This window comes from Paenibacillus chitinolyticus NBRC 15660, from assembly GCF_000739915.1.
Lineage (GTDB): Bacteria > Bacillota > Bacilli > Paenibacillales > NBRC-103111 > Paenibacillus_F > Paenibacillus_F chitinolyticus.
Genome location: NZ_BBJT01000010.1, coordinates 179,199 through 200,026, shown reverse-complemented (window position 1 = coordinate 200,026; position 20,828 = coordinate 179,199). Strand labels below are relative to the sequence as shown.

The window sequence follows — 20,828 nt, the reverse complement described above, 5'->3', positions numbered from 1 at the left end:
TTGTTTGCCGGATATGATATATTATTTCTTCATGTTCAAAATCTGATCTTAGGGGGTAACTGATCTTGGATAAGAATCAAAGTGCCTATCAAGAGGAACAAAACCGGCTGGATGCCATCCTGGCGGACGTCAACCGGAGACTGGCGGAACTGCAGGCCGTTCCCGTGTACCGGGGACCGGATTTCACGGAACAGGCACTGGAAGCCGTACGCGAAAGCAGCCGGCAGTCGCTTGCATTGGCATCGGACGAACCTTATTTCGGCCGTCTCGACTTTCAGCCTGAAAACGCTGCCGGTAAGTCCGCTCTCTACATCGGCAAGTTCGGCGTCGACGACGAGAACGGCGGAGAACCTCACGTCATCGACTGGCGGGCGCCGGTGGCCAGTATGTTTTATTCCTACACGGGCGGGGACGAGAAAGCGGCGTACGAATCTCCCGACGGCCTTGTCGAAGGCCTGGTATATTTAAAAAGAAACCTGGTCATCCGCAAGCAGATTCTCCAACGGGTCGTCGATACGTACGAGCGGGACAGCGATCTTCTGTCCGGAGCGGGCGGAGACGAGTTTTTGCTGTACCGGCTCGGCGAGAACAAAGACAATAAACTGCGCGATATCGTCTCCACGATCCAGGCGGAGCAGGATAAAATTATCCGTTCGGCCAAAAACGCGGCCCTTATTATTCAGGGCGTCGCCGGAAGCGGCAAGACGACCGTCGCTCTCCATCGTCTCGCTTTTCTGCTCTATCAATACCGCGACCAGGTTAAAGCGGAAAATATGATCATTTTCGCACCGAACTCCATGTTTCTCGATTATATATCCGGGGTTCTCCCGGAGCTCGGCGTCGGACATATCCGTCAGAGCACGTTTGCGGATTGGGCCACCGAGCTGACCGGACTTTCCTTCGCGCTGGAGAATCCGGCAGACGAAAGTGCCGTCTGGTTTGCCCTCGGTTCCAAGCGTCCGCCGCTGAACGACGAAGTTTCCGGCCGCTGGAAAGGCTCCGTCGCCTTCAGGGATTTCCTGGAAAGCTGCTTTGACGGCTACGCGCGGACCTGTCTGCCGCAGGAACCTTTTCACCCATGGGACGGAAAAACGCTCCCGGCCGAAACGATCGGCGTCTGGTACAACGAAGAATACAAACATCTTCCTCCCGCCAAGCGCAGAGAGCGGGTCGTCGCCCGGATCAAACGCTGGATAACGATGGAACTGGACAAAGTCTGGGACGCCAAGCAGAAAAAAGAACGGAAAACCAAATCGACCCAGCGGCTGAAAGCATATCTGAAAGGCTGGCCGGAGCTCGATGCGCTGTCGTTCTACAAAGCCGTGTTTGATCCCAAATCCGGGGCCGTCTGGATGACGGAAGAACTGCGCGGCCGGATTCCCGAAGCCGTAGCGAAGGATACGCTGGCCTCCTTCCGCCGCAAGAAGGTGCGCCACGAGGATCTCCCGGCGCTCGTCTTTATCCATGCCTCCCTTCACGGCATCGAAGGCTCGGAACGGTTCGACCACGTAGTCATCGACGAAGCGCAGGACGCTTCGCCGTTCCAGATTGCCGTGCTCGACCAGTACACCCGGCAGCATTCCTTCACGATTCTGGGCGACCTGTCCCAGGGAATCCACGCCTACCGGGGAACGCAGGACTGGGCCGAGCTCACGTCGCTCTTCGGGGAAGACGAAACCGCTTATTTCGAACTGGAGCGGAGCTACCGCTCCACGATGGAGATTATCCGTTTCGCGAACCACGTCCTCTCCATCGGAGTCGGAGCCGGCCTCCTCGCCGTTCCCGTATTCCGGTCCGGCGAACGGGTCAAGGTGCTCCGCGTAGAGAAGGAGCGGGAAAGCCTCTTCCTTCGCGACGCGGTTGAGCGGCTTCTCCGCCGGAACTACGATACGGTGGCCGTGATTACGCGCACCGAGGAAGACGCCGTGCGGCTGCACGCGCAGCTTGGAGAGCTGGGCCTTGCGGCCAGCAGAATCACGGCGGATCAGAAGCAGTACGCCGGCGGGATCTCGGTCGTGCCCGTCTACCTGACGAAAGGGCTTGAGTTCGACGCCGCCATCCTGACGGATGCGGACCCGCTCCGTTACGGCGCCGACGCTCAGGACGCCAAGCTGCTCTATGTGGGCTGTACCCGCGCCCTGCACGATTTGTGGGTGCTCTACGACGGCGAGCCTTCCCCGCTCGTCAACGTCGACGATCCCGAGATCGTGACGCGTGAGCTTCCCGGGGAAGACAACGCGGGTTCTTGAGGAAGGTACGCTCGGCGAGGTCGGCGTCTTTTACGGTGACACGGTGACGTCGACCACGGCGCTGCGGCGCCGGCGCGGCATTCGCGTGCATGGTGGCGAAGGCGAACAGTTGCGCCGTCACATCCGGTCATGCGTCATGCGCACAAAAAAAGGCTGTCTACAGGTCCCATGGACCGGTAAACAGCCTTTTTTTCATTTCCGTGCATATGTGGAGAAGCGGGCTCATTCAGGGGCCGCAAGGCGGATAAACATCCTCGTCCCGTCAGCTGTCAGCAGCTGATAAGAATGCCGCCCTCTCCCGCGTAGGTGCCGATGACCGGCCCCATCTCCGTGATCACAACCTGCCCGAACGGGAACAGCCGGAGCAGCTGATCTCTCACGTCCCGGGCGCGGTCCTCGCAGTTGCTGTGCGCAATGCCGAGGATGCACCGCTCCAGATCGTGCCGGGTTTCGCTCACCTTCTCGCTCACCCGTTCGATCAGACGCTTGATCGCATTCTGGGTACCACGCACTTTCTCGAAAGGCTCCAGGGTGCCTTCTTCGCTCGCTTTCATGATCTGCTTGATGTTCAGCACCGAAGCCACCGCACCGCGGACGCGGTCGAGGCGGCCTCCTTTTATGACATTTTCAAGCGTATCCAGGAAAAAATACGTATGATGGCTTTTGACTTCTTCCTTCATCCGGGCTGTCAGCTCTTCGAACGGCATGCCTTCTTTCGCGTGCTTGGCCGCTTTTACGGCAAGAAGACCTTGTCCCAGAGAAGCCGTGCGGGAATCCAGCACTTCAATCCGGCCGGAATAGCCTTCCTCCATAAGTTGTTCCCTCGCCATAAGGGCATGATGATAGGTACTGCTAAGATTAGACGAAACAGAGACTACCAGAATGTCACTTTGTGAAGCCTTGCGGTACTCTTCCATAAAAGCATGCGGGGCGGGACTCGCCGTCTGAGGAAGCGCGGGCTCCTGCCTCATCAGCTCATAGAATAATGTTCTGCTCATGTCTGAAGTCATTTCCTTGTCGCCGAAACGGACGATCAGGGGAACGACCGTGATGTCTAGTTCCCGGGCCAGCTCCTGAGGCAAATCGGAAGTTCCGTCCGTAATAATCTTGATCGTCAAGAAGTACCCTCATTTCTAAGATTTAATAAATACGATGCCCACTGTCTGAGGACCGCAATGGCTGGAAATCACGCATCCGGTTTCCGTAATCTCAACTCGTTTGACACCCGTTTCCTGCAGAAGACGGGCACGTACAAGCTCCGCTTCCTCCTGCGCCAAGGAATGCGTGACGAACAGGACATCCGGGTCCATCTCGTGCTTGAAAGCCAGCGCGTTGTCCACCAGTTGTTCCAGCGCTTTCTCCCTCTTACCACGCACTTTGGAAGTTAGAATCATGGAACCGTCCTTGACCTGCACAACCGGGCGGATTTTCAGCAGGCTCCCGAAAAAAGCCTGTACACTCGTACAACGGCCGCCTTTATGCAAATAATCCAGCGTATCGATAATGAATTCGGTACTCACTTTCGGAATGAACGATTTAACCAGGGTTTCGATCTCCGCCGCACTGCGTCCCTGTTTGGCCGCTTCCACGGCTTTGCAGATCAGAATGCCTATGCCCGTAGCCAGGTTGCGGGAATCGATGACGGTTACCCGTCCTTCCGGAAAGAGATCGGACGTTAAAACGGCATTCTGATAAGTCGACGAAATTTCGGAAGAAAGCCCGATGTAGACGATATCGCAGCCCTGCTCGATATGAGGCCGGAACGCTTTCTCGAAGTCGGCCGGCGACGGAGCCGCCGTCTTGGGCAGCTTGCCCGACTGTTCGACTTTCCGGTACAGGACCTCCGGTGTAATGTCCACCCCGTCCCGGTACGAATCGTCGCCGAAGACGACATAAAGGGGAACGACACCAATTTCGTTTTCCTTCAAATAGTGCGGATTTAAATCATTCGTGCTGTCCGTAAAAATTTTAATGGGCGCCACGAGACTTCCTCCCTGCTCTGCAGTAACAATTTCGCGTTCTATCTCGCTTACAGCACCTTACCCAGGAATTCCTTCGTCCGGGCATGCTGCGGGTTCGAGAACACTTCTTCCGGCCTGCCCTGTTCGACGATGACGCCCCCGTCCATGAAGACGACGCGGTCGCCTACTTCGCGGGCAAATCCCATTTCATGCGTAACGACGACCATGGTCATGCCGTCTTTCGCCAGCTTTTTCATGACATCGAGCACCTCGCCGACCATCTCGGGATCGAGCGCGGAGGTGGGCTCATCGAACAGCATAACGTCGGGAGACATCGCAAGCGCGCGGGCGATCGCGATCCGCTGCTTCTGTCCTCCGGACAATTGGGCCGGATAAGCGTCGGCTTTTTCCGCCAATCCTACTTTACGAAGCAAATCGGCCGCGGTTTCATTCGCCTGGCTTACCGACATTTTTTTCAACTTGCGCGGAGCAAGCGTAATATTATCTTTGACCGACAGATGGGGGAACAGATTAAACTGCTGGAACACCATGCCCATCTTCTGACGGACGGAATTGATATCCGTTTTCTTGTTCGTAATGGAAATACCCTCGAAGAGGATTTCGCCGTCGGTCGGCACTTCCAACAGGTTGAGACAGCGCAGGAACGTGCTTTTGCCCGAGCCGGAAGGCCCGATGACAACGACGACCTCGCCTTTTTCAATCTCGATATCGATTCCGTTCAGTACGGTTAATTTCCCGAAATGTTTATGAAGATTCGTAATCTTAAGCATTCGACTTCGTCAGCCTCCTTTCGAGCATTCCGACGAGTTTGGACAGCGTCAGGGTAATGACCAGATAAATAAAAGCGGCGATGATCAGCGGTTCGAACGGAAGCGACAGGCTTCCTTTGACTGTGTCCGCGTTGAACATCAGTTCGTTGAGGCCGATGACCGATACGATCGACGTTTCCTTGATCACGACGACCAGCTCGTTTCCGAGCGCCGGCAGTACGGTGCGGAACGCCTGCGGAATCACGACAAGACGCATCGCCATCCATGGCTTCATCCCGAGGGAGCGTGCCGCTTCCATCTGCCCCTTGTCCACGGACTGGATGCCCGCGCGCATAATTTCAGCCACATAGGCCGTGCTGTTAAGTCCGAGCGTAATGACGGCTGCGGTGAACTCTCCGCCGTACTCTTCGAGAAACGGAAACGGAGGAAAATGAAAGTCTGGAATAAACTGAGGCAGCGCATAATAGACGAGAAAAATTTGAATAATGATCGGCGTTCCCCGGAAAAACTCGATATACGCCGTAGCCAGCCACCGGAGCGGCCAAATACCGGACAAACGAAGCAGACTCATGCCCGTCCCGAAAATCGCTCCCAAAATGACAGTAATCACGGACAGAAGCAGCGTAACCTTCGTTCCGTCCACAAAATAATGCCCGTATTCGTTTAAAAATGAAAAATTCATGGGCTGTTAACTCCTCCTTAAATGCGGATGGACACCGCTAATTATACAATTTCCAACTCCCGTGTGACCATCCCTGAAAAAAGAAAATAGCGGAGGGTTCTCCGCTATCTCACATTTATTGCAGTTACCGGTCCGATTACGTCAAGCTTACTCGGATTCTACCTGGGAGGAAGCATCGGTTACAAACTGATCGATCTTCTTCTCGGCGAGCAGACGGTCGATCGTCTTGTTCACCAGGTCGATCTTGTCCTGGCTGCCTTTCTTGAAAGCAACCGCGGAACCCGCTTCTTCAACCTTCGGAGTCGCTTCGGCAATCACGATGCTTTTGTCGCGGTTTACGTGGGAAGTCGCAACCGGAAGCTCGATAATCGCGGCGTCGGCATTCTTGTTTTTCAGCTCAAGGACGATGTCGGTAATTTTGCTTAGTGTTTTGATTTTGGCGTCCTTGATTTGTTCTTTGGCTACCGTCTCTTGAATGGAAGCTTTCTGAACGACGATCCGCTTGCCCGCCAAACTGTCCATCGTCTTGTACTTGTCTTTGTCTTCCGCGCGGACAACGATCATCTGCTTCGCGGTGTAATACGTTTTGGAGAAATCAACGTTCTTCTTGCGTTCTTCCGTCGGGGTCATGCCTGAAAGGATCATATCCACGTTGCCGGATTGAAGAGCAGGAAGCAGACCGTCGAACTTCATGTCCTTGATTTCCAGCTCGGCTCCCATGTCTTTCGCGATTTCTTTGGCGATCATGATGTCGAAACCGATGATTTCGTCTTTACCGTTCGTCGATTTGTGGAATTCATACGGCGGATAATCCGCGCTCGTCCCGAGGATAAGCTTCTTGGCAGGTGCTGTTGTTTGGGCGCCGCCGGCTGCATCTTTCGGTGTTTCGGTTTTTTTGCCGCATGCAGCAATGAGGCTCATTGTCAGTACAAGGGCGATTAGTGTCAGTCCCCATTTTTTCATGGCAAGTGCTCCTTTATTCAATGTAGTTTATTAACGCAAGGTCAATTCGAAAAAGAACATGCTTTAGTATACCGAACTCGCTTCTTTTATGCAAGATGCTTTATGAAAATGCTTTTTCAGCGTATATAGGGCCTCAAACCTGCATATTTATGCAGATTCTGAGTCTTTAGACGCACCTGTAACACCCCTCTGGTTAAAAGTTCCATCTAAAATGAGCGCAAAAACAGCTAAAAGCGTTGAAGGGGTTTGCCTGGGAACCGCGTCTAAGTAGTCATTAGCCAGAAAATTGGGCATCCGGTCCCGGATAGCTTGGAGGTAATCCCTATGGAATATTCACCGCGCGAAGAATTCGCGAACGCCGTCTCGCATGGAATCGGCACCCTGCTGAGCATTGCCGCTCTGGTTCTTCTCGTCATTCAGGCAACCACATACGGAAACACTTGGCATATCGTCAGCTTCAGCATTTTCGGCACTTCCCTGATTCTGCTCTATCTGTGCTCCACGCTCGTTCACAGCGCTCCCGGAGGAAGGCTGAAGGACATTTTCGAAATCATGGACCATTCCGCTATTTATGTACTGATCGCCGGCTCCTACACCCCCTTTATGCTCGTTACGCTGCGGGGAGTGCTGGGATGGACCCTGCTCGGCATCGTATGGGGACTCGCCCTTATCGGAATCGTGCTCAAAATTTTCTTCGTCAAAAGGTTTATCGTCCTCTCGACGGTTTGTTACATCGGCATGGGCTGGCTGATCGTCCTGGCCTTTAAACCCCTGGCCGAGCATTTGTCGGCATACGGCATCATCTGGCTCGTCGCGGGCGGACTGCTCTACACGGTTGGAACGGTGTTCTATCTGTGGCGGCGCATTCCCTACCACCATGCGATCTGGCATTCGTTCGTCATCGGAGGCAGCGTCTGTCACTTCTTCGCCGTGATGCAGGTCCTGCCCGTCCCCGCGTAAACCGAAAAAAAACAGTGAGGCAGCCGCTTCACTGTTTTTTTAATGCCCGCCGCCTCCGGCAAGGGAAGTGAGCGGGACGCTCTGGGCGATGCATTCCGCAATCCGCTTGTATCCTTCCGCATTCGGATGAAAAAGATCGTCGGAAATCAGGCGGCTCTCCGCTCCCTTGAAAGCCGAATACACGTCCACGTACCGGACCGTGCGCGACTGGAGCCTCTCCATCTGCTGGTTGAAGCGCTTGATCCAGAACTCCGCCTCCGGCAGCATGGAAATCGGATTGTACAATCCGACGAGAATCACCAGCGGCGACTTGCCGGCCGGAACCGGAAGCTGGGTATAGCGCACGATCTGGCGCAGGTTGCCCCCGAATGTGCGCAGGCTGCGCTTCAGCACGCCCGTATCGCGGCTCTTCAGATATGGCATGGCCGAGCGGATCAGGTCGTTCCCTCCGGCCGTAATCGTCACGATATCGGAGGTCGCCAGCCCCCGCCGCAAATCGCCCTCGTTGCGCAAGTACTGCAGCAGCTCGCCCGATGTGGCGCCGTTCGTACCGGCATTGCGCAGAACTACGCTTCGTCCCAGCGCCGCTTCTGCCATGCCGCGGTATCTTGCGGTGAACCCTTCCCGCGTCGGATCGCCCGTACCGACGGTCAGCGAATCTCCGAACGCGATATAGCGTAATGCTCTTCCCATGGCGGCCCCTCCTGTCGCTTACGTCTGTAAGACAGTATATTCCGGAGCCGGCCTGCCGGTCTCTACTTTTCTAGCGCAGTAGGAGAGAATTCATTTCCGCCGAGCAATGCTCTTCGAGAAAACGGGCAATTTTCTCTTTCTCGCCCGGGGTAAACTGGTATTCGCAGTCGCAGCCTTCATCCAGCAGGATGATTTGAACGATCGTTCCTTCGAGATTGCAGATGACGTACACGCTGGGATCGTACAGTTCTTCCGGCAAGGTTTCTCCTTCTTCGGGGTGAAGCGCCAGATAGATGTCCAGCCACTGTCCTCTGCGCTCGACTTCTTTGCAGGCCAGAGTAAAGCGGTGATCCTGCCAGTTATCCGATCCGTATTTATTCATAAAACATCCTCCTCTGGGCTATGTAAACATCTTCGCCGAATGAAATTTCCCTTCGATGGAATTTCCTTCCGGAAGATGCATTAATTGCAGCAAACGCAGACTTTGCGCTTTCCGTGCTTTATTGTAACGCAAAGGAGCCGGAAGTGGTAGCGGGTCCGAGTTTGTATTACAATAGACTTACATCCGAAAGATAACGACGGGGCGCCGCCCCTACCACTTACATACATAAGGAGAACCGCCATGAAGGAACGTATCTATAACACCATCGATTTCCACACGCCGGAATTTCAAGCGATCTCAACTTATATCGGGCAAAATCCCGAGCTTGGCCATGAAGAATTTCTGGCCTGCGCCCGGCTGATCGAAGAGCTGGAGCGGCACGATTTCACGGTTGAACGGGCCGTGCTCGACATTCCGACCGCTTTCATCGGCGTGTACGACTCGGGCAAGCCCGGACCGACTGTCGCCTTCCTGGCGGAATACGACGCCCTCCCCGAGCTGGGCCATGCCTGCGGACATCATCTCATCTGCATGATGAGCATCGGCGCGGCCGTCGGGCTTAAATCCGTCATCGACGAGACGGGAGGCGTGATCCGCGTCTACGGAACGCCCGCCGAGGAAACCAAAGGGGCGAAAGTCCCCATGGCGGCCGCGGGATTGTTCGATGACGTGGACTTCGCGCTGATGGCGCATCCTTATTATACCTATGAGCGCTCCGGCGAATCGCTTGCGCTGGATGCCATCCAGTTCGAGTACTTCGGCAAGGCCGCCCATGCCGCCGCTTCCCCTTACGAGGGCGTGAACGCTCTGGACGCCGTACTGATGCTCTTCAATTCCGTCAATGCGCTGCGTCAACAGCTCCGCAGCGATGTGCGCATTCACGGAATTATTACGGAAGGCGGCCAGGCCGCGAACATTATTCCCGACTATGCCGTCGCCCAGTTCTATGTCCGCTCCTCTTCCCGCGCGTACACGAACGAAGTCGCGGCGAAGGTACTAAAATGCGCGGAGGGGGCCGCTCTGCAAACCGGCTGCACCCTCACCACCTCGAACTACGAGTACTCATACGACGAGCTGAACACGAACGAGACGCTCTCGGCGGTGTTCAATCGCAACCTGTCTTCGGCAGGCATTACCGAAGACATGATCCAGACGGGCAAAGACCACGGCTCCCTCGACCTCGGGAACGTCTCTCTTCACTGCCCGACGATTCACCCGTATATGAAGGTCATTGAAGAGAAGCACCTGCTCCACACGCCGGAATTCCGCGATCTCGCGATGAAGCAGCGTGCGCTGGACGGCATGATCCTGGCCGCCAAGATGCTGGCGGCCACCGCCTATGACGTGATCACGGACCCGGCGCTGCTGGCCGAGATCAAAGCCGAATTCGAGCGCACACGTTCGGCGCGTTAAGCTCCGCGGTTGGTCCTCCTGCACATAAGAACCCGCTGTAAACCGGTCCGGGACCGGCACAGCGGGTTCTTTGTCGTCCGGCCGAAGCCGGAATTATGCGAGTCCGCGAGCCATAAGGCCTGCGCGGTGTCACGTCCTCTTCAGCTCGAAGCGCTGAGCGAACAGGGAAATGAAGTAGTTGACGACGAAATACATCAGCGCGGCGAGCAGGAAGATCGGAACGATGAACTTCTGGGAAGAACCGTTGATGATCTGCGCGTTGTGCATCAGCTCCGGCGCCGCAATGATAACGGTAAGCGACGTGTCCTTCAGCAGTGAAATAAACTGGCTGACGATCGGCGGAACCATCCGGCGCACCGCCTGCGGGAACACGATGTGCCAAAGCGTCTGCACATAAGTTAGCCCGGAGGAGCGGGACGCCTCGATTTGCCCCTTGTCGATGGAGTTGAGACCCCCGCGGATGATTTCGGCAATCATCGCCGATTCGAAAATCGTCAAGGAAATGATCGCGGACGTCAGAATGCTCATTTCCACACCGGTCACTTCCGGCACGGCGAAGTAGACGAAGAAAATAATGAGCAGCAGCGGCAGGTTCCGGATCACTTCGACGAGAACCGCCATGAGCTGGCTGAGTACGGGGATTTTCGAGTAACGGATGACCCCGATCAGACTGCCGATGACAAAACTTAAAATAATGGCGATAACGGCCATTTCCAGCGTTACGAGAAACCCTTTTAACAAAAACATCAAATTATCCGCGCTGTACGCACCTGAGAAATCCATTCCGACACCCCACTTTGACATTCACCGGATCTTGTCCCGTCCGGAACCGATTAGGCGCGCGCCATTCTTCTTTCGAGATACTGAACCAGCAGACTGAGCGGTATCGTCAGCACCAGATAGAAAAGCGCGACCCCGATATACACATTAAACGTATCGAGCGTATCGGAATTGATCAGATCCCCGAAATACATGAGATCCATGCCCGCGATAACGCCAAGTATGGATGAGTTCTTGATCAAGTTCAGAAATTGATTGCCAAGAGGAGGGATCACAATCTTGATCGCCTGGGGAAGAACGACGTGAATCATCGTCTGCCCGTAGGAAAGACCCGAAGAACGGGCCGCCTCCGCCTGGCCAGCGGGAACGGCCAGTATGCCAGCTCGGATCGCCTCCGCAATAAACGCGGACGTATAAATCGTCAAACCGATCGTACCCGCGGTAAACCCGTCCAGCGAAAGGCCGAACTCGGAAGACCCGTAGTAAAAGAAAAAAATAATCAGCAGCAGCGGAATGTTCCGCACGAATTCCACATATACCCCGCTAATCGCCCGCAGCGTTTTAAAAGGCGAGATCCGCAGCACGGCCACCAGCGTCCCCAGCAGGAAGCTGAGTACGAGCGAGAGAAGGCTGACCATCACGGTATTGCCGAATCCTTCGATATATCTGTCCCAATTCTCTGCAATTATGCTTAAATCCACCGGCAGCACCCCGATCTGTTCCGTCTAATTAACGATATCCTGGAAGAAAACGGGACAAGCGGCTGGCCGCCTATCCCGCACCTTTTTACTCGGCCGGTTTCTCGCCGATCCATTTCTCGTAAATTTTCGCGTATTCGCCGCTGTCCTTCAGTTCTTTCAGAACGTCGTTGACCGCTTTCGTGAATTCCGCGTCGCCTTTGCGGACTGCGATGCCGTACGGCTCATCCGTGAACGTGCCGCCTACGACTTCATAGCCCGGGTCCTGCTTCGTCATTCCGTAGAGAATGGCGTTATCCGTCGTCAAAGCTTCCCCTTTGCCGGATTTCAAAGCCGTGAACGCTTCCTGGTAGTTTTCAAATTCCAGTACCTGCGCGTCCGGGGCTTTGGCACGGATATTTTTCGCGGAAGTGGAGCCTTTTACGGTCAGGACTTTAACGCCCTTCTTCTTCACGACGTCGTCGATCGACTTGAGGTCACTGCCTTTTTTAACGAGCAGAGATTGGCCCGCCTTGAAATAGACGTCCGTGAAATCCACTTCTTTTTTGCGCTCTTCCGAAATCGTCATCGTTGCGATGATAGCGTCGATATCTCCTTTTTGGAGCATCGGAATCCGCGTCTTGGAAGTCACTTCTTTCAATTCGACTTTCGTTTCGTCACCGAGCAGCTTTTTGGCGATCGCTTTGGAGATGTCGATATCGAAACCGTTGACTTGGCCCGTTCCCGGATCTTTCAACCCGAACAGGTTTGTATCGAATTTGACGCCGACTACGAACTTTCCGCGCTGCTTGATCGCATCGAGCGTTTTCGTATCCGTCGTCGGCGCGGCGGAGCCGCCCGGAGTCGATCCGCCGTTATCTTTGGTTTTGCCGCAGGCGCCCAGTACCAGAATAAAGGTAAGCAGAATCATGCCGATTTTAAAAGGCTTCCAAACTTTCATAAGTAGACCCCTTCCTTTTCTCGCTTCTGTATTGGTAAACCGTATATCCCTTAATCAGTTAATGCGCAAGCAGGCGGCTCAAGAACAATTTGGCGCGTTCTTCCCGCGGATTCTCGAAAAATTGTTTCGGAAGCGCTTCCTCGACGATTTGGCCCTGGTCCATAAAAACAACCCTGTCCGCCACTTCACGCGCAAAGCCCATTTCGTGGGTGACGACGACCATCGTCATTCCTTCCTTCGCCAGCGTTTTCATCACATCGAGAACTTCTCCGATCATCTCGGGGTCGAGCGCGGAAGTCGGCTCATCGAACAGCATGATGTTCGGCTCCATGGCAAGCCCGCGGGCAATCGCCACGCGCTGCTGCTGTCCGCCGGAAAGCTGAGATGGAAAAGATTGCGCTTTATCAGGAATTCCTACCTTTTCCAAATAGAGCATCGCGCGCTTCTCCGCTTCCGGTTTGGAGAGCCCCAGCACTTTAACGGGAGCCAGCGTGATGTTCTCGATGACTTTTTTGTGAGGATAGAGATTGAAATGCTGAAATACCATGCCGATTTCTCGCCGGAGCTTGTTAATGTCGGTTTTCTTGTCGTTCACGCGAACGCCTTCCACCGTAAGCTCCCCCTGCTGGATCGTTTCCAGCCGGTTAATGCAGCGCAGCATCGTGCTTTTGCCCGATCCCGAAGGGCCGATGACAACGACGACTTCGCCTTTCTGCACTTCGAGGTTGATGTTCTGCAGCACGTGAAATGATCCATAATACTTGTTGACATTCGTAAAATTAATCATGGCATCCCCCTCTTTGTCAGCATGGGCGTCCTTCTTCTAATGTAGAAACTGGTAGAAACGCCTAACAATACCCGCTATGTTTATATGGGTATTTTGCTATTCATTAGACGAATTTTATAGTTTTGAAACAGGCAGAGTACCCCAATTAAGGTACTTTTATAAGAAATCTTTATGACCGAAACGAGATTAAAATGACCCCAATTCATTTTTATATGAAAAAAAGCCCCTTTGAGGGGGCTTTCGGTTGCGCTCGGGCGTATGTTATTCCCTTTTTTCATATCTAGTAAGTAGAAATCCTGATCGTTCAACTGTCGGTCAGAGAAGGCCGGGAAGCGCCCGTCCGCTCCTCCGGTATTTCAGGCAGGGGCGCGGGCACAGCGGGAGTCGCCACCATTTCGTCCTTCCCCTTCCTGCCCTGACTGCGGATAAACAGCCAGATGCCGAACAGCAGCAGGAAGCCCGCTCCGATTTGGATGCCGGTTATCGCTTCGCCGAGCAGGAAGAAGGCGAGTACCGTCGAGCCGAGCGGTTCGCCGAGTACGCTCATGGATACGGTCGCAGCTTTCACATATTTCAGCAGCCAGTTGAAAAGGTAGTGGCCGAACATCGTCGGCACGATAGCGAGCAGCAGGAACATGAGCCAGTCCTTCTGCGAATAGCCTGTAAGCGGCGTTCCCTGCGCAAGATTGTAGACGCCGAGAGCGGCGGCGGCCGCCAGGAAGACGAAGAAGCTGTATACGAACGCGGACATGGACTGCCGCATCGTTTTGCCGAGCAGCATATGAACGGCCACGGCCGCGGCGCTGACGATGGACAACAGATCGCCTTTGAGGGCTTCCCCGGAGAACCGGAAGTCCCCCCAGCCGATCATGGCGGCCCCGATCATCGCGATCAGCATGCCGATCACCGTGCCCCAGCTGTTCTTCTGGCGGAACAGCCAGTACGCCCCGATCATCACGAAGATCGGTTCCAGCGTAAGCAGCGCCGTTGAAGAAGCGACGGTCGTATAGCTGAGAGACGCCATCCAGAGCAGAAAATGCAGCGCCAGAAACAAACCCGAGCCGATCAGGCCGAATACCGATTTCCAGCGGATCGCTTTGATCTCCGCCGTGTATTTGAACAGAAACGGCAGCATAATCAGATTGGTCAGCAGCAGGCGGTACATGGCGGTCACGGCCACGGGAGCCTCGCTCCAGCGGACGAAAATGGCAGAGAAAGAGATTCCGATAATGCCGACGATAAATGCGAGAGGCACCGGAAACAGAGGTTTGTCGTTCGAATGTGTTGTCATGATTTCCGTTTTCCTTTACCAAGGGTCAATTTATGTACTCGGATCAGTATACCTGATTTGCAAAAGAACGGCTATCCTCCGGCGCAAAAAAATAACCTGAGCCCGTCAGGGCAAAGGTTATGAAAAAAAGATCCGACGGACGGCTACTTTCCACGATACCCGTCCGTAAGACCAGTATATCGTATATCAATTCGTATATATACGTGTATATATTGCCAATCTGACTAAATAGGCAGATACATCCGCGCCTCAATCCGATACGATTAGTCCAGTACGGCGGAAATGTGCTTGGACGTTACCGACCAGTGGGAAGTGTTCCATTCCGCAAACTTGTCCTTCACGTAAATAATTTGCGGAGAAGCATGCTTCACGCCGACATCCTCGGCAATTTGGTTCGAGACGGGGCGGGTTTCAATCACCTTAACGAGGTAATAGTTCACCTTTTCATTCGGGTTCTTGCCCAAATATTCGTCGTATTCTTCCAGTGCGCTGGCGCTGACCGGGCAAGTCGTGCTGTGCTTCAGCATGACGAAAGGCTTCTCGGCGGATTGATCGAAAATCTCGTTCCATTGTTCCAGTGTGGTTACTTCAGTCCAATTTGCCATATTGATTTCGCTCCCTTCCATTCTTCCTGTTTATAAGGATTATAAATAGTATAATGAAATATTCAATTGTACACAACCGGATTAAACTCCCGTAAAAGAACGACGCGGCCCCGTTTATGGAAAAAACCTGAAGAGATCGCCTCTTCAGGTTCTTTTTCAACTAAATCCGGCTCACTTAAATGACCCGGAAGGTCCCGGTTCCCAAAGTGCCCAGACGTCCTTCCGCATCCGTGACCCGGCCTATGGCCGTCAACATTTTCCGCGACTGGTGGACAATTTCCGCCGTCACATACAATTCGCCGGGCTGCATGGGCGCCACAAACTGCACGTTCAAATTCGTCGTCACAATCTTGTCGTCGGGTCTTGCGAGCATGAGCACGACACCCATGGCGTTATCCAGCATGGAAGAGGTGACTCCCCCATGCACAATTCCGATCAGATTGAGATGATGCTGCTGGGCGACAAGCCGAACCACGACTTTGTCCGCGGCGGCCTCCACGATCTCACAGCCGAGATACTCCCAAAACGTGTTTCGGGCACGTTCCATCAGATGCTGAAACTGCGGACTGACTGTATTCTCTTGTTCCATCGGGTTCCCTCCCTTCTCTATTAGCGCCATTATACCGGGATGTTCCGGAAAGAAAAAGCCCCGTTCCGGGGCTTAAGCGATGGAGCAAGCCGGCCGGAAAAGCGGGCGTGTTTATTCTTTCGCCGCGGAAATTTGCTCGAGCTCTTCCTCAAGCAGTCTGCGGCGTAGGACTTTGCCGACCATCGTTTTCGGAAGCTGCGTCCGGAATTCGTACCGGCGCGGAACCTTGAAAGCCGCCAGACGATCCCGGCACCACGTATTGAGTTCCTCTTCCGTAAGGTTTTCTCCTTCCCTTACGATAACGAAGGCTTTCACAGTCTCTCCCCGATAAGGGTCGGGTATTCCGATGACGACCGCCTCCTTGACGGACGGATGTTCGAAAAGAACTTCTTCGATTTCCCGCGGATAAATATTGAAACCGCCTGCAATAATGATGTCTTTTTTCCGGTCCACGATCGAAAAATAGCCTTCTCCGTCCACGCGGGCCATGTCGCCGGTATAGAGCCAGCCGTTCTTGAGTACCGCCTCCGATTCATGCGGACGGTTCCAGTACCCTTTCATGACCTGCGGCCCCTTCACGATCAACTCGCCGATTTCGTCGATGCCCGCCTCCTCTCCGGTTGCGGGGTTCACGACTTTGGCTTCCGTATCCGGAAACGGAATGCCGATCGAGCCGATCTTCCTTCTTCCCCAGATGGGATTCGCATGCGTCACCGGAGACGCTTCCGTTAAGCCGTAGCCTTCGATCAGACGGCCGCCCGTAAGCTCTTCGAATCTATCCTGGACTTCCAGAGGCAGCGGAGCGGAGCCGCTGATGCACACATTAATCGAAGACAAATCGTACTCCCGGATGTCGGGGTGATTGATCAAGGCGATGTACATCGTCGGCGCGCCAGGGAATACCGTCGGCCTCAGCTTCGAAATAAGGCTCAGTATTTCGCTCACTTCAAACTTCGGCACAAGCACCATCATGCCGCTGCGGACGACCGCCTGATTCATGAGCACGGTCATGCCGAACACATGAAAAAATGGAAGCGCTGCCAAGTAAATCTCCTGCCCGTCTGCCGCCTTATGGAACCAATGCTTCGTCTGCAGCGTGTTGGCGATAAGGTTCATGTGCGTGAGCATGACGCCCTTCGAAAGTCCCGTCGTTCCACCGGTATACTGGAGCAGCGCCACATCCTCGGCCGCGTTCACTTCCTCCATGACGGGTATCGCCGAAGACGAGGCAAGCAAGGTGCGGAAGGAACGGACGGACTCGCTCCACGGAACGCTCAGATCCGCCCCGTCCCGCTTCGCTTTGATCGGATACAGCATGTTCTTCGGAAAAGGCAGATAGTCTTTCAACGAAGAAACGATGACGTGCCTCAAATGTGTTCTCGGCATAACCGCGCCGACTCTCCGGTACAGCAGATCCAGAGTAACGATCGCGACGGCTCCGGAATCGAGAAGCTGATGCTCCAGCTCCCGCTCCATATAAAGCGGGTTCGTCTGAACGACCACTGCTCCGGCAAGCAGCGCCCCGTAATAAGCGATGACGCTCTGGGGGCAGTTGGGCAGCATAATCGCCACCCGCTCCCCTTTCTTGACGCCGAGCTGCCTCAGTCCGTTGGCGAACCGGTAGCACGCCTCCATCAGCTGGCCGTACTTGATTTTCTTGCCCATAAAATAAAGGGCAGGCAGCTGCGGGTTTTTCCCCGCCGCCTGCACCAGAAAGTACGCTAAATTGTGCCTGGGATACTCGTAAGTCGAGGCGACTTCACTTTCGTAGTGATGCAGCCATGGCCTAGCCGAATCCATACAAGATCATCCCTTTCGCGGGCCATATCGTCAGATGACGTATTTCTCAGCAGCTATGACACGAGCCGCAATTTCGCGCTTCAGCCCGACCGCATCGACCGGTGTGCTGCGTGTGAGCTTCTTCAGAACGGAGAGCTGGGTGCGCAGCATATCGCCGGTTTCCATCGCGGCCAGTGTATCCTTGGCAAGACGCTCGATCTCGGCGAACGCTTCCTGGATGAACACCTCCGTCATTTGAATCGCGTTCTTCGCCTTCTCTTCGCCGGATTTCGCGATGAGCTTGCGCGTACGCACCAGCGTCGTTTCCATGGCGTAAATTTGAATCATCATATCCGCCAGGTTGCTGAGCACTTCCTGCTGCTTCTCCAGATTCATGCCGTATTTCTGTACGGCGGAGCCGCCCGCCATCAGGAATACTTTTTTCGCCATAGCGGTCAGATGGGCTGCCTGCTCCAGCGTTTCGTCGAAGGTCTGACCGGGAATAAGCTGCATCAGCTCGGACTGAAGGGCCTGCGCTTTGCCCATGAGATCAAGCTCGCCCTTCATCGCTTTCTTGAGCAGCGTTCCCGGAATGAGAAGGCGATTGATTTCGTTCGTTCCTTCAAAAATCCGGTTGATCCGCGAATCTCGGTAAATCCGTTCGATTTTATACTCTTGAATGAAGCCGTAACCCCCATGAATCTGCACGCCTTCATCGGCCACGAAATCAAGCGCTTCCGAAGCGAATACCTTGTTAATGGAGCATTCCAGCGCATATTCGGCAATCGCTTTGGCGGACTGCTGTCCCGCTTCCGCGCTGTTGTGGTCGAGATTCTGGAGCGCCGTGTCGATCATGCCGGATGTGCGGTACACGATGCTTTCCGTAACATACGTGCGGATATTCATTTCCGCAAGTTTCTTGCCGATCAGCGGGAAGGAAGAAATCGGCTGCCCGAACTGCGTACGGGTATTGGCGTACTTCGCGCTGAGCTCGATGGCTTCCTTGCTGGCGCCGAGACAGCCCGCTCCCAGCTTGAATCGACCAATGTTCAAAATATTAAATGCGATAATATGCCCGCGTCCGACTTCCCCGAGAAGGTTTTCGACCGGCACTTGCACATCTTCAAAATAGAGCGGGCATGTGGACGACCCTTTGATGCCCATTTTTTTCTCTTCCGGTCCGACGGAGAAGCCCTTCAGATCGCGTTCCACGATAAAGGCGGTAAAATCTTTGCCGTCCACCTTGGCGTACACGATAAAAATATCCGCGAAGCCCGCGTTGGTAATATACAGCTTGGAACCGTTCAGGATATAATGCTGTCCGTCATCCGACAGCTTTGCCGTCGTTTTCGCGCCCAGCGCATCCGAACCGGAAGTAGGCTCCGTCAGGCAGTAGGCCGCGATTTTTTCGCCCGTGGCAAGCTCCGGCAAATATTTCCGCTTCTGCTCCGGCGTACCGAAGAAGACGATCGGCAAAGTACCGATCCCGACGTGAGCGCCGATAGACAAGGCAAAAGCGGAAGCCTTGGACAAGTTTTCGTTAATGACGGTCGAGCTGATTTTGTCGAGCCCGAGTCCGCCGTATTCCTCCGGCACATCCGCGCCCAGCAAGCCGATTTCTCCCGCTTTGCGCATCAGTTTGACGGTCAGCTCGTAATCGAGCTTCTCAATTTCTTCGTCTTTCGGCAGCACTTCTCCTTCTACGAAGTCGCGGGTCGTCTCCATCATCATTCGCTGTTCTTCGGTGAAATCCTCCGGGGTTACGAGAGCGTTTACATCCAAATCTTCGATGACAAAACTTCCGCCTTTGGTCCATTTTCTCGTTTCAATCATGTGCAATCTCTCCTTTACTGGATTCATATGCGAAGATAAGCTTGCTTTATTTCCGGTTTGCGATTTGCGGAATCATGTTTCCGCCGCTTCCGGCAGAACATTGGATGGTCCGGTTAATCCGCCCGAGGAAGAAGCCGGTCTCCGAAGCCGTGAAGGTTCGAAAAGACCAGCTCACGGCTCCTTCAATCCGCGGACCCGTGAGCCGGCAAACCGTGCTTTGACGCCCGAACAACCGGGACCCGTTATTCTCCGTAAACTTCAAACACGCCGGCCGCTCCCATTCCGCCTCCGATGCACATCGACACGACACCGTAGCCGCCGCCTCTGCGCCGCAGCTCGTGAACCAGCGTGGCCGTCAGCTTCGTGCCCGTACAGCCCAGCGGATGACCGAGCGCGATCGCGCCGCCGTTCACGTTCACCTTCGCTTCGTCCAGCTTCAGCTCGCGGATAATGTGCACGCACTGGGAAGCGAACGCTTCGTTGATTTCGTACAAATCCACCTGATCCCGCGTGATCCCGGCCTGCTTCAGCGCCTTCGGAATCGCTTCGACCGGGCCGACGCCCATGATCTCGGGCGCTACACCCGCCAAGGCGAAGGAGCGGAATGCCGCGAGCGGCTTCAGGCCCAGCTCCTCCGCGCGCTCGCGGCTCATCAGCACGGCCGCCGCCGCGCCGTCGCTCGTCTGCGAGGCGTTGCCGGCCGTGACGCTGCCATTCAGCGCAAAGGAGGGACGCAGCTTCGCGAGCACGCCGGTTGTCGTATCGGCACGGACGCCTTCGTCCGTATCGAGCACGACCGGCTTCTCCCAGCGCTTGCCGCCGGCGTCCACGCCTCTCACGCTCGTCTCGACGGGAACGATCTCCTCCTTGAACCGACCTGCGGCAATCGCGGCAGCCGCCTTGCGGTGGCTCTCCGCCGCGAAGGCGTCCTGGTCCTCGCGGGAGATGCCGAACCGCTGCGCGACATTCTCCGCCGTGTGCCCCATGCCCATGTAAACTTCGGGCATCTCCACGGCCAGCTTCGGATGCGGAGACAGCTTGAAGCCGGTCATGGGCACATGACTCATGCTTTCCACGCCGCCGGCAATGATCACGTCCGCATGCCCGAGCATGATCCGCTCCGCCGCGTAAGCGATGGACTGCAGTCCGGACGAACAGAACCGGTTGATCGTGACGGCCGGAACCGCAGCCGGAAAGCCCGCGTACAGGGCCATCGTCCTGGCGAAGTTCAGCCCCTGCTCGCCTTCCGGCATCGCGCAGCCGATGATGATGTCCTCCACGTCTTCCTTGCGCAGTCCCGGCGCCCGTCCGACCGCCTCTTCCAGGACGATCCGCCCGAGATCTTCGGCCCTCGTCTGGGCAAGGCTGCCTTTCTTCGCTTTGCCTACCGGAGTGCGTACTATCGATACAATGACCGCTTCTTTCATTGTGT

Annotated in this window: 20 protein-coding genes; 3 read left to right on the top strand and 17 right to left on the bottom strand. The window is 55.0% G+C overall.

Annotated elements, in window-relative coordinates; genetic code table 11:
* The first annotated feature begins 65 nt into the window (after window positions 1-65).
* Window positions 66-2,249: a HelD family protein gene (locus tag PCH01S_RS22345; RefSeq protein ID WP_042233228.1), complete on the top strand. Its 2,184-nt coding sequence runs from the start codon at window positions 66-68 to the stop codon at window positions 2,247-2,249.
* A 269-nt stretch (window positions 2,250-2,518) separates the two neighbouring features.
* On the opposite strand, the gene PCH01S_RS22340 is transcribed toward PCH01S_RS22345, so the two are convergent.
* The 5 genes from PCH01S_RS22340 to PCH01S_RS22320 all read right to left on the bottom strand — a co-directional run bounded on the left by PCH01S_RS22340 (window position 2,519) and on the right by PCH01S_RS22320 (window position 6,646).
* Window positions 2,519-3,367, bottom strand: coding sequence for a DegV family protein (locus PCH01S_RS22340; RefSeq protein WP_042233226.1), 849 nt, complete (start codon window positions 3,365-3,367; stop codon window positions 2,519-2,521).
* Window positions 3,368-3,382: 15 nt separating this feature from the next.
* Entirely contained in the window at window positions 3,383-4,231 is an 849-nt protein-coding gene (locus tag PCH01S_RS22335) for a DegV family protein (protein WP_042233224.1), read from the bottom strand.
* A 47-nt stretch (window positions 4,232-4,278) separates the two neighbouring features.
* Window positions 4,279-5,001: an amino acid ABC transporter ATP-binding protein gene (locus PCH01S_RS22330; RefSeq protein ID WP_042233222.1), complete on the bottom strand. Its 723-nt coding sequence runs from the start codon at window positions 4,999-5,001 to the stop codon at window positions 4,279-4,281.
* Entirely contained in the window at window positions 4,994-5,683 is a 690-nt protein-coding gene (locus PCH01S_RS22325; RefSeq protein WP_009672909.1) for an amino acid ABC transporter permease, read from the bottom strand. Before PCH01S_RS22325 ends, PCH01S_RS22330 begins: the two co-directional genes overlap by 8 nt.
* A gap of 147 nt (window positions 5,684-5,830) precedes the next feature.
* A complete protein-coding gene (locus tag PCH01S_RS22320; RefSeq protein ID WP_042233220.1) occupies window positions 5,831-6,646 on the bottom strand; it encodes a transporter substrate-binding domain-containing protein in 816 nt (271 codons plus the stop codon).
* Between the two features lie 324 nt (window positions 6,647-6,970).
* Here PCH01S_RS22320 and trhA point away from each other — a divergent pair, with 324 nt between their 5' ends.
* Entirely contained in the window at window positions 6,971-7,606 is a 636-nt protein-coding gene (gene trhA, locus PCH01S_RS22315) for a PAQR family membrane homeostasis protein TrhA (protein ID WP_042233218.1), read from the top strand.
* Between the two features lie 39 nt (window positions 7,607-7,645).
* Here the strand turns inward: trhA and PCH01S_RS22310 are convergent, their stop codons facing one another.
* Window positions 7,646-8,299, bottom strand: a complete 654-nt coding sequence (locus PCH01S_RS22310; RefSeq protein WP_042233215.1) for an SGNH/GDSL hydrolase family protein — start codon at window positions 8,297-8,299, stop codon at window positions 7,646-7,648.
* Window positions 8,300-8,369: 70 nt separating this feature from the next.
* Window positions 8,370-8,681 (bottom strand): hypothetical protein, encoded by a 312-nt coding sequence (locus PCH01S_RS22305; RefSeq protein ID WP_042233213.1) that lies wholly within the window; start codon window positions 8,679-8,681, stop codon window positions 8,370-8,372.
* Window positions 8,682-8,921: 240 nt separating this feature from the next.
* Between PCH01S_RS22305 and PCH01S_RS22300 the strand changes: the two genes are divergently transcribed.
* Window positions 8,922-10,094 (top strand): M20 family metallopeptidase, encoded by a 1,173-nt coding sequence (locus tag PCH01S_RS22300; RefSeq protein WP_042233212.1) that lies wholly within the window; start codon window positions 8,922-8,924, stop codon window positions 10,092-10,094.
* Between the two features lie 129 nt (window positions 10,095-10,223).
* Here the strand turns inward: PCH01S_RS22300 and PCH01S_RS22295 are convergent, their stop codons facing one another.
* From PCH01S_RS22295 to PCH01S_RS22240, 10 genes are all read right to left on the bottom strand, one after another.
* On the bottom strand, window positions 10,224-10,877 hold the full coding sequence (locus PCH01S_RS22295) for an amino acid ABC transporter permease (protein ID WP_042233210.1): 654 nt from the start codon (window positions 10,875-10,877) through the stop codon (window positions 10,224-10,226).
* Window positions 10,878-10,927: 50 nt separating this feature from the next.
* Complete coding sequence (locus tag PCH01S_RS22290) at window positions 10,928-11,584, bottom strand: amino acid ABC transporter permease (RefSeq protein ID WP_042233207.1); 657 nt, start codon at window positions 11,582-11,584, stop codon at window positions 10,928-10,930.
* A 76-nt stretch (window positions 11,585-11,660) separates the two neighbouring features.
* The gene (locus PCH01S_RS22285; protein ID WP_042233205.1) at window positions 11,661-12,512 is read right to left on the bottom strand and encodes a transporter substrate-binding domain-containing protein; all 852 of its coding nucleotides are present in this window, start codon (window positions 12,510-12,512) and stop codon (window positions 11,661-11,663) included.
* 58 nt (window positions 12,513-12,570) lie between these two features.
* Window positions 12,571-13,299 carry an amino acid ABC transporter ATP-binding protein gene (locus tag PCH01S_RS22280; protein WP_042233203.1) on the bottom strand — a complete coding sequence of 243 codons (729 nt, stop codon included), beginning with the start codon at window positions 13,297-13,299 and terminating at the stop codon, window positions 12,571-12,573.
* Window positions 13,300-13,603: 304 nt separating this feature from the next.
* Window positions 13,604-14,590, bottom strand: coding sequence for a DMT family transporter (locus tag PCH01S_RS22270; RefSeq protein ID WP_042233200.1), 987 nt, complete (start codon window positions 14,588-14,590; stop codon window positions 13,604-13,606).
* 263 nt (window positions 14,591-14,853) lie between these two features.
* On the bottom strand, window positions 14,854-15,195 hold the full coding sequence (ytxJ, locus tag PCH01S_RS22265; RefSeq protein ID WP_042233296.1) for a bacillithiol system redox-active protein YtxJ: 342 nt from the start codon (window positions 15,193-15,195) through the stop codon (window positions 14,854-14,856).
* 175 nt (window positions 15,196-15,370) lie between these two features.
* Window positions 15,371-15,784, bottom strand: a complete 414-nt coding sequence (locus PCH01S_RS22260) for a PaaI family thioesterase (protein WP_042233198.1) — start codon at window positions 15,782-15,784, stop codon at window positions 15,371-15,373.
* A 111-nt stretch (window positions 15,785-15,895) separates the two neighbouring features.
* Window positions 15,896-17,584 carry a long-chain-fatty-acid--CoA ligase gene (locus PCH01S_RS22255; RefSeq protein ID WP_042233196.1) on the bottom strand — a complete coding sequence of 563 codons (1,689 nt, stop codon included), beginning with the start codon at window positions 17,582-17,584 and terminating at the stop codon, window positions 15,896-15,898.
* A gap of 30 nt (window positions 17,585-17,614) precedes the next feature.
* Window positions 17,615-19,396, bottom strand: a complete 1,782-nt coding sequence (locus tag PCH01S_RS22250) for an acyl-CoA dehydrogenase family protein (RefSeq protein WP_042233194.1) — start codon at window positions 19,394-19,396, stop codon at window positions 17,615-17,617.
* Between the two features lie 242 nt (window positions 19,397-19,638).
* A complete protein-coding gene (locus PCH01S_RS22240; protein WP_042233190.1) occupies window positions 19,639-20,823 on the bottom strand; it encodes an acetyl-CoA C-acyltransferase in 1,185 nt (394 codons plus the stop codon).
* Window positions 20,824-20,828 lie beyond the last annotated feature (5 nt).

What these genes read in the sequence shown, in the direction of transcription:
- PCH01S_RS22330 (WP_042233222.1), bottom strand. Translation starts at nt 5,001, where the DNA reads ATGCTTAAGATTACGAATCTTCATAAACATTTCGGGAAATTAACCGTA.
- PCH01S_RS22325 (WP_009672909.1), bottom strand. Translation starts at nt 5,683, where the DNA reads ATGAATTTTTCATTTTTAAACGAATACGGGCATTATTTTGTGGACGGA.
- PCH01S_RS22320 (WP_042233220.1), bottom strand. Translation starts at nt 6,646, where the DNA reads ATGAAAAAATGGGGACTGACACTAATCGCCCTTGTACTGACAATGAGC.
- trhA (WP_042233218.1), top strand. Translation starts at nt 6,971, where the DNA reads ATGGAATATTCACCGCGCGAAGAATTCGCGAACGCCGTCTCGCATGGA.
- PCH01S_RS22310 (WP_042233215.1), bottom strand. Translation starts at nt 8,299, where the DNA reads ATGGGAAGAGCATTACGCTATATCGCGTTCGGAGATTCGCTGACCGTC.
- PCH01S_RS22305 (WP_042233213.1), bottom strand. Translation starts at nt 8,681, where the DNA reads ATGAATAAATACGGATCGGATAACTGGCAGGATCACCGCTTTACTCTG.
- PCH01S_RS22300 (WP_042233212.1), top strand. Translation starts at nt 8,922, where the DNA reads ATGAAGGAACGTATCTATAACACCATCGATTTCCACACGCCGGAATTT.
- PCH01S_RS22295 (WP_042233210.1), bottom strand. Translation starts at nt 10,877, where the DNA reads ATGGATTTCTCAGGTGCGTACAGCGCGGATAATTTGATGTTTTTGTTA.
- PCH01S_RS22285 (WP_042233205.1), bottom strand. Translation starts at nt 12,512, where the DNA reads ATGAAAGTTTGGAAGCCTTTTAAAATCGGCATGATTCTGCTTACCTTT.
- PCH01S_RS22280 (WP_042233203.1), bottom strand. Translation starts at nt 13,299, where the DNA reads ATGATTAATTTTACGAATGTCAACAAGTATTATGGATCATTTCACGTG.
- PCH01S_RS22270 (WP_042233200.1), bottom strand. Translation starts at nt 14,590, where the DNA reads ATGACAACACATTCGAACGACAAACCTCTGTTTCCGGTGCCTCTCGCA.
- ytxJ (WP_042233296.1), bottom strand. Translation starts at nt 15,195, where the DNA reads ATGGCAAATTGGACTGAAGTAACCACACTGGAACAATGGAACGAGATT.
- PCH01S_RS22260 (WP_042233198.1), bottom strand. Translation starts at nt 15,784, where the DNA reads ATGGAACAAGAGAATACAGTCAGTCCGCAGTTTCAGCATCTGATGGAA.
- PCH01S_RS22255 (WP_042233196.1), bottom strand. Translation starts at nt 17,584, where the DNA reads ATGGATTCGGCTAGGCCATGGCTGCATCACTACGAAAGTGAAGTCGCC.
- PCH01S_RS22250 (WP_042233194.1), bottom strand. Translation starts at nt 19,396, where the DNA reads ATGATTGAAACGAGAAAATGGACCAAAGGCGGAAGTTTTGTCATCGAA.
- PCH01S_RS22240 (WP_042233190.1), bottom strand. Translation starts at nt 20,823, where the DNA reads ATGAAAGAAGCGGTCATTGTATCGATAGTACGCACTCCGGTAGGCAAA.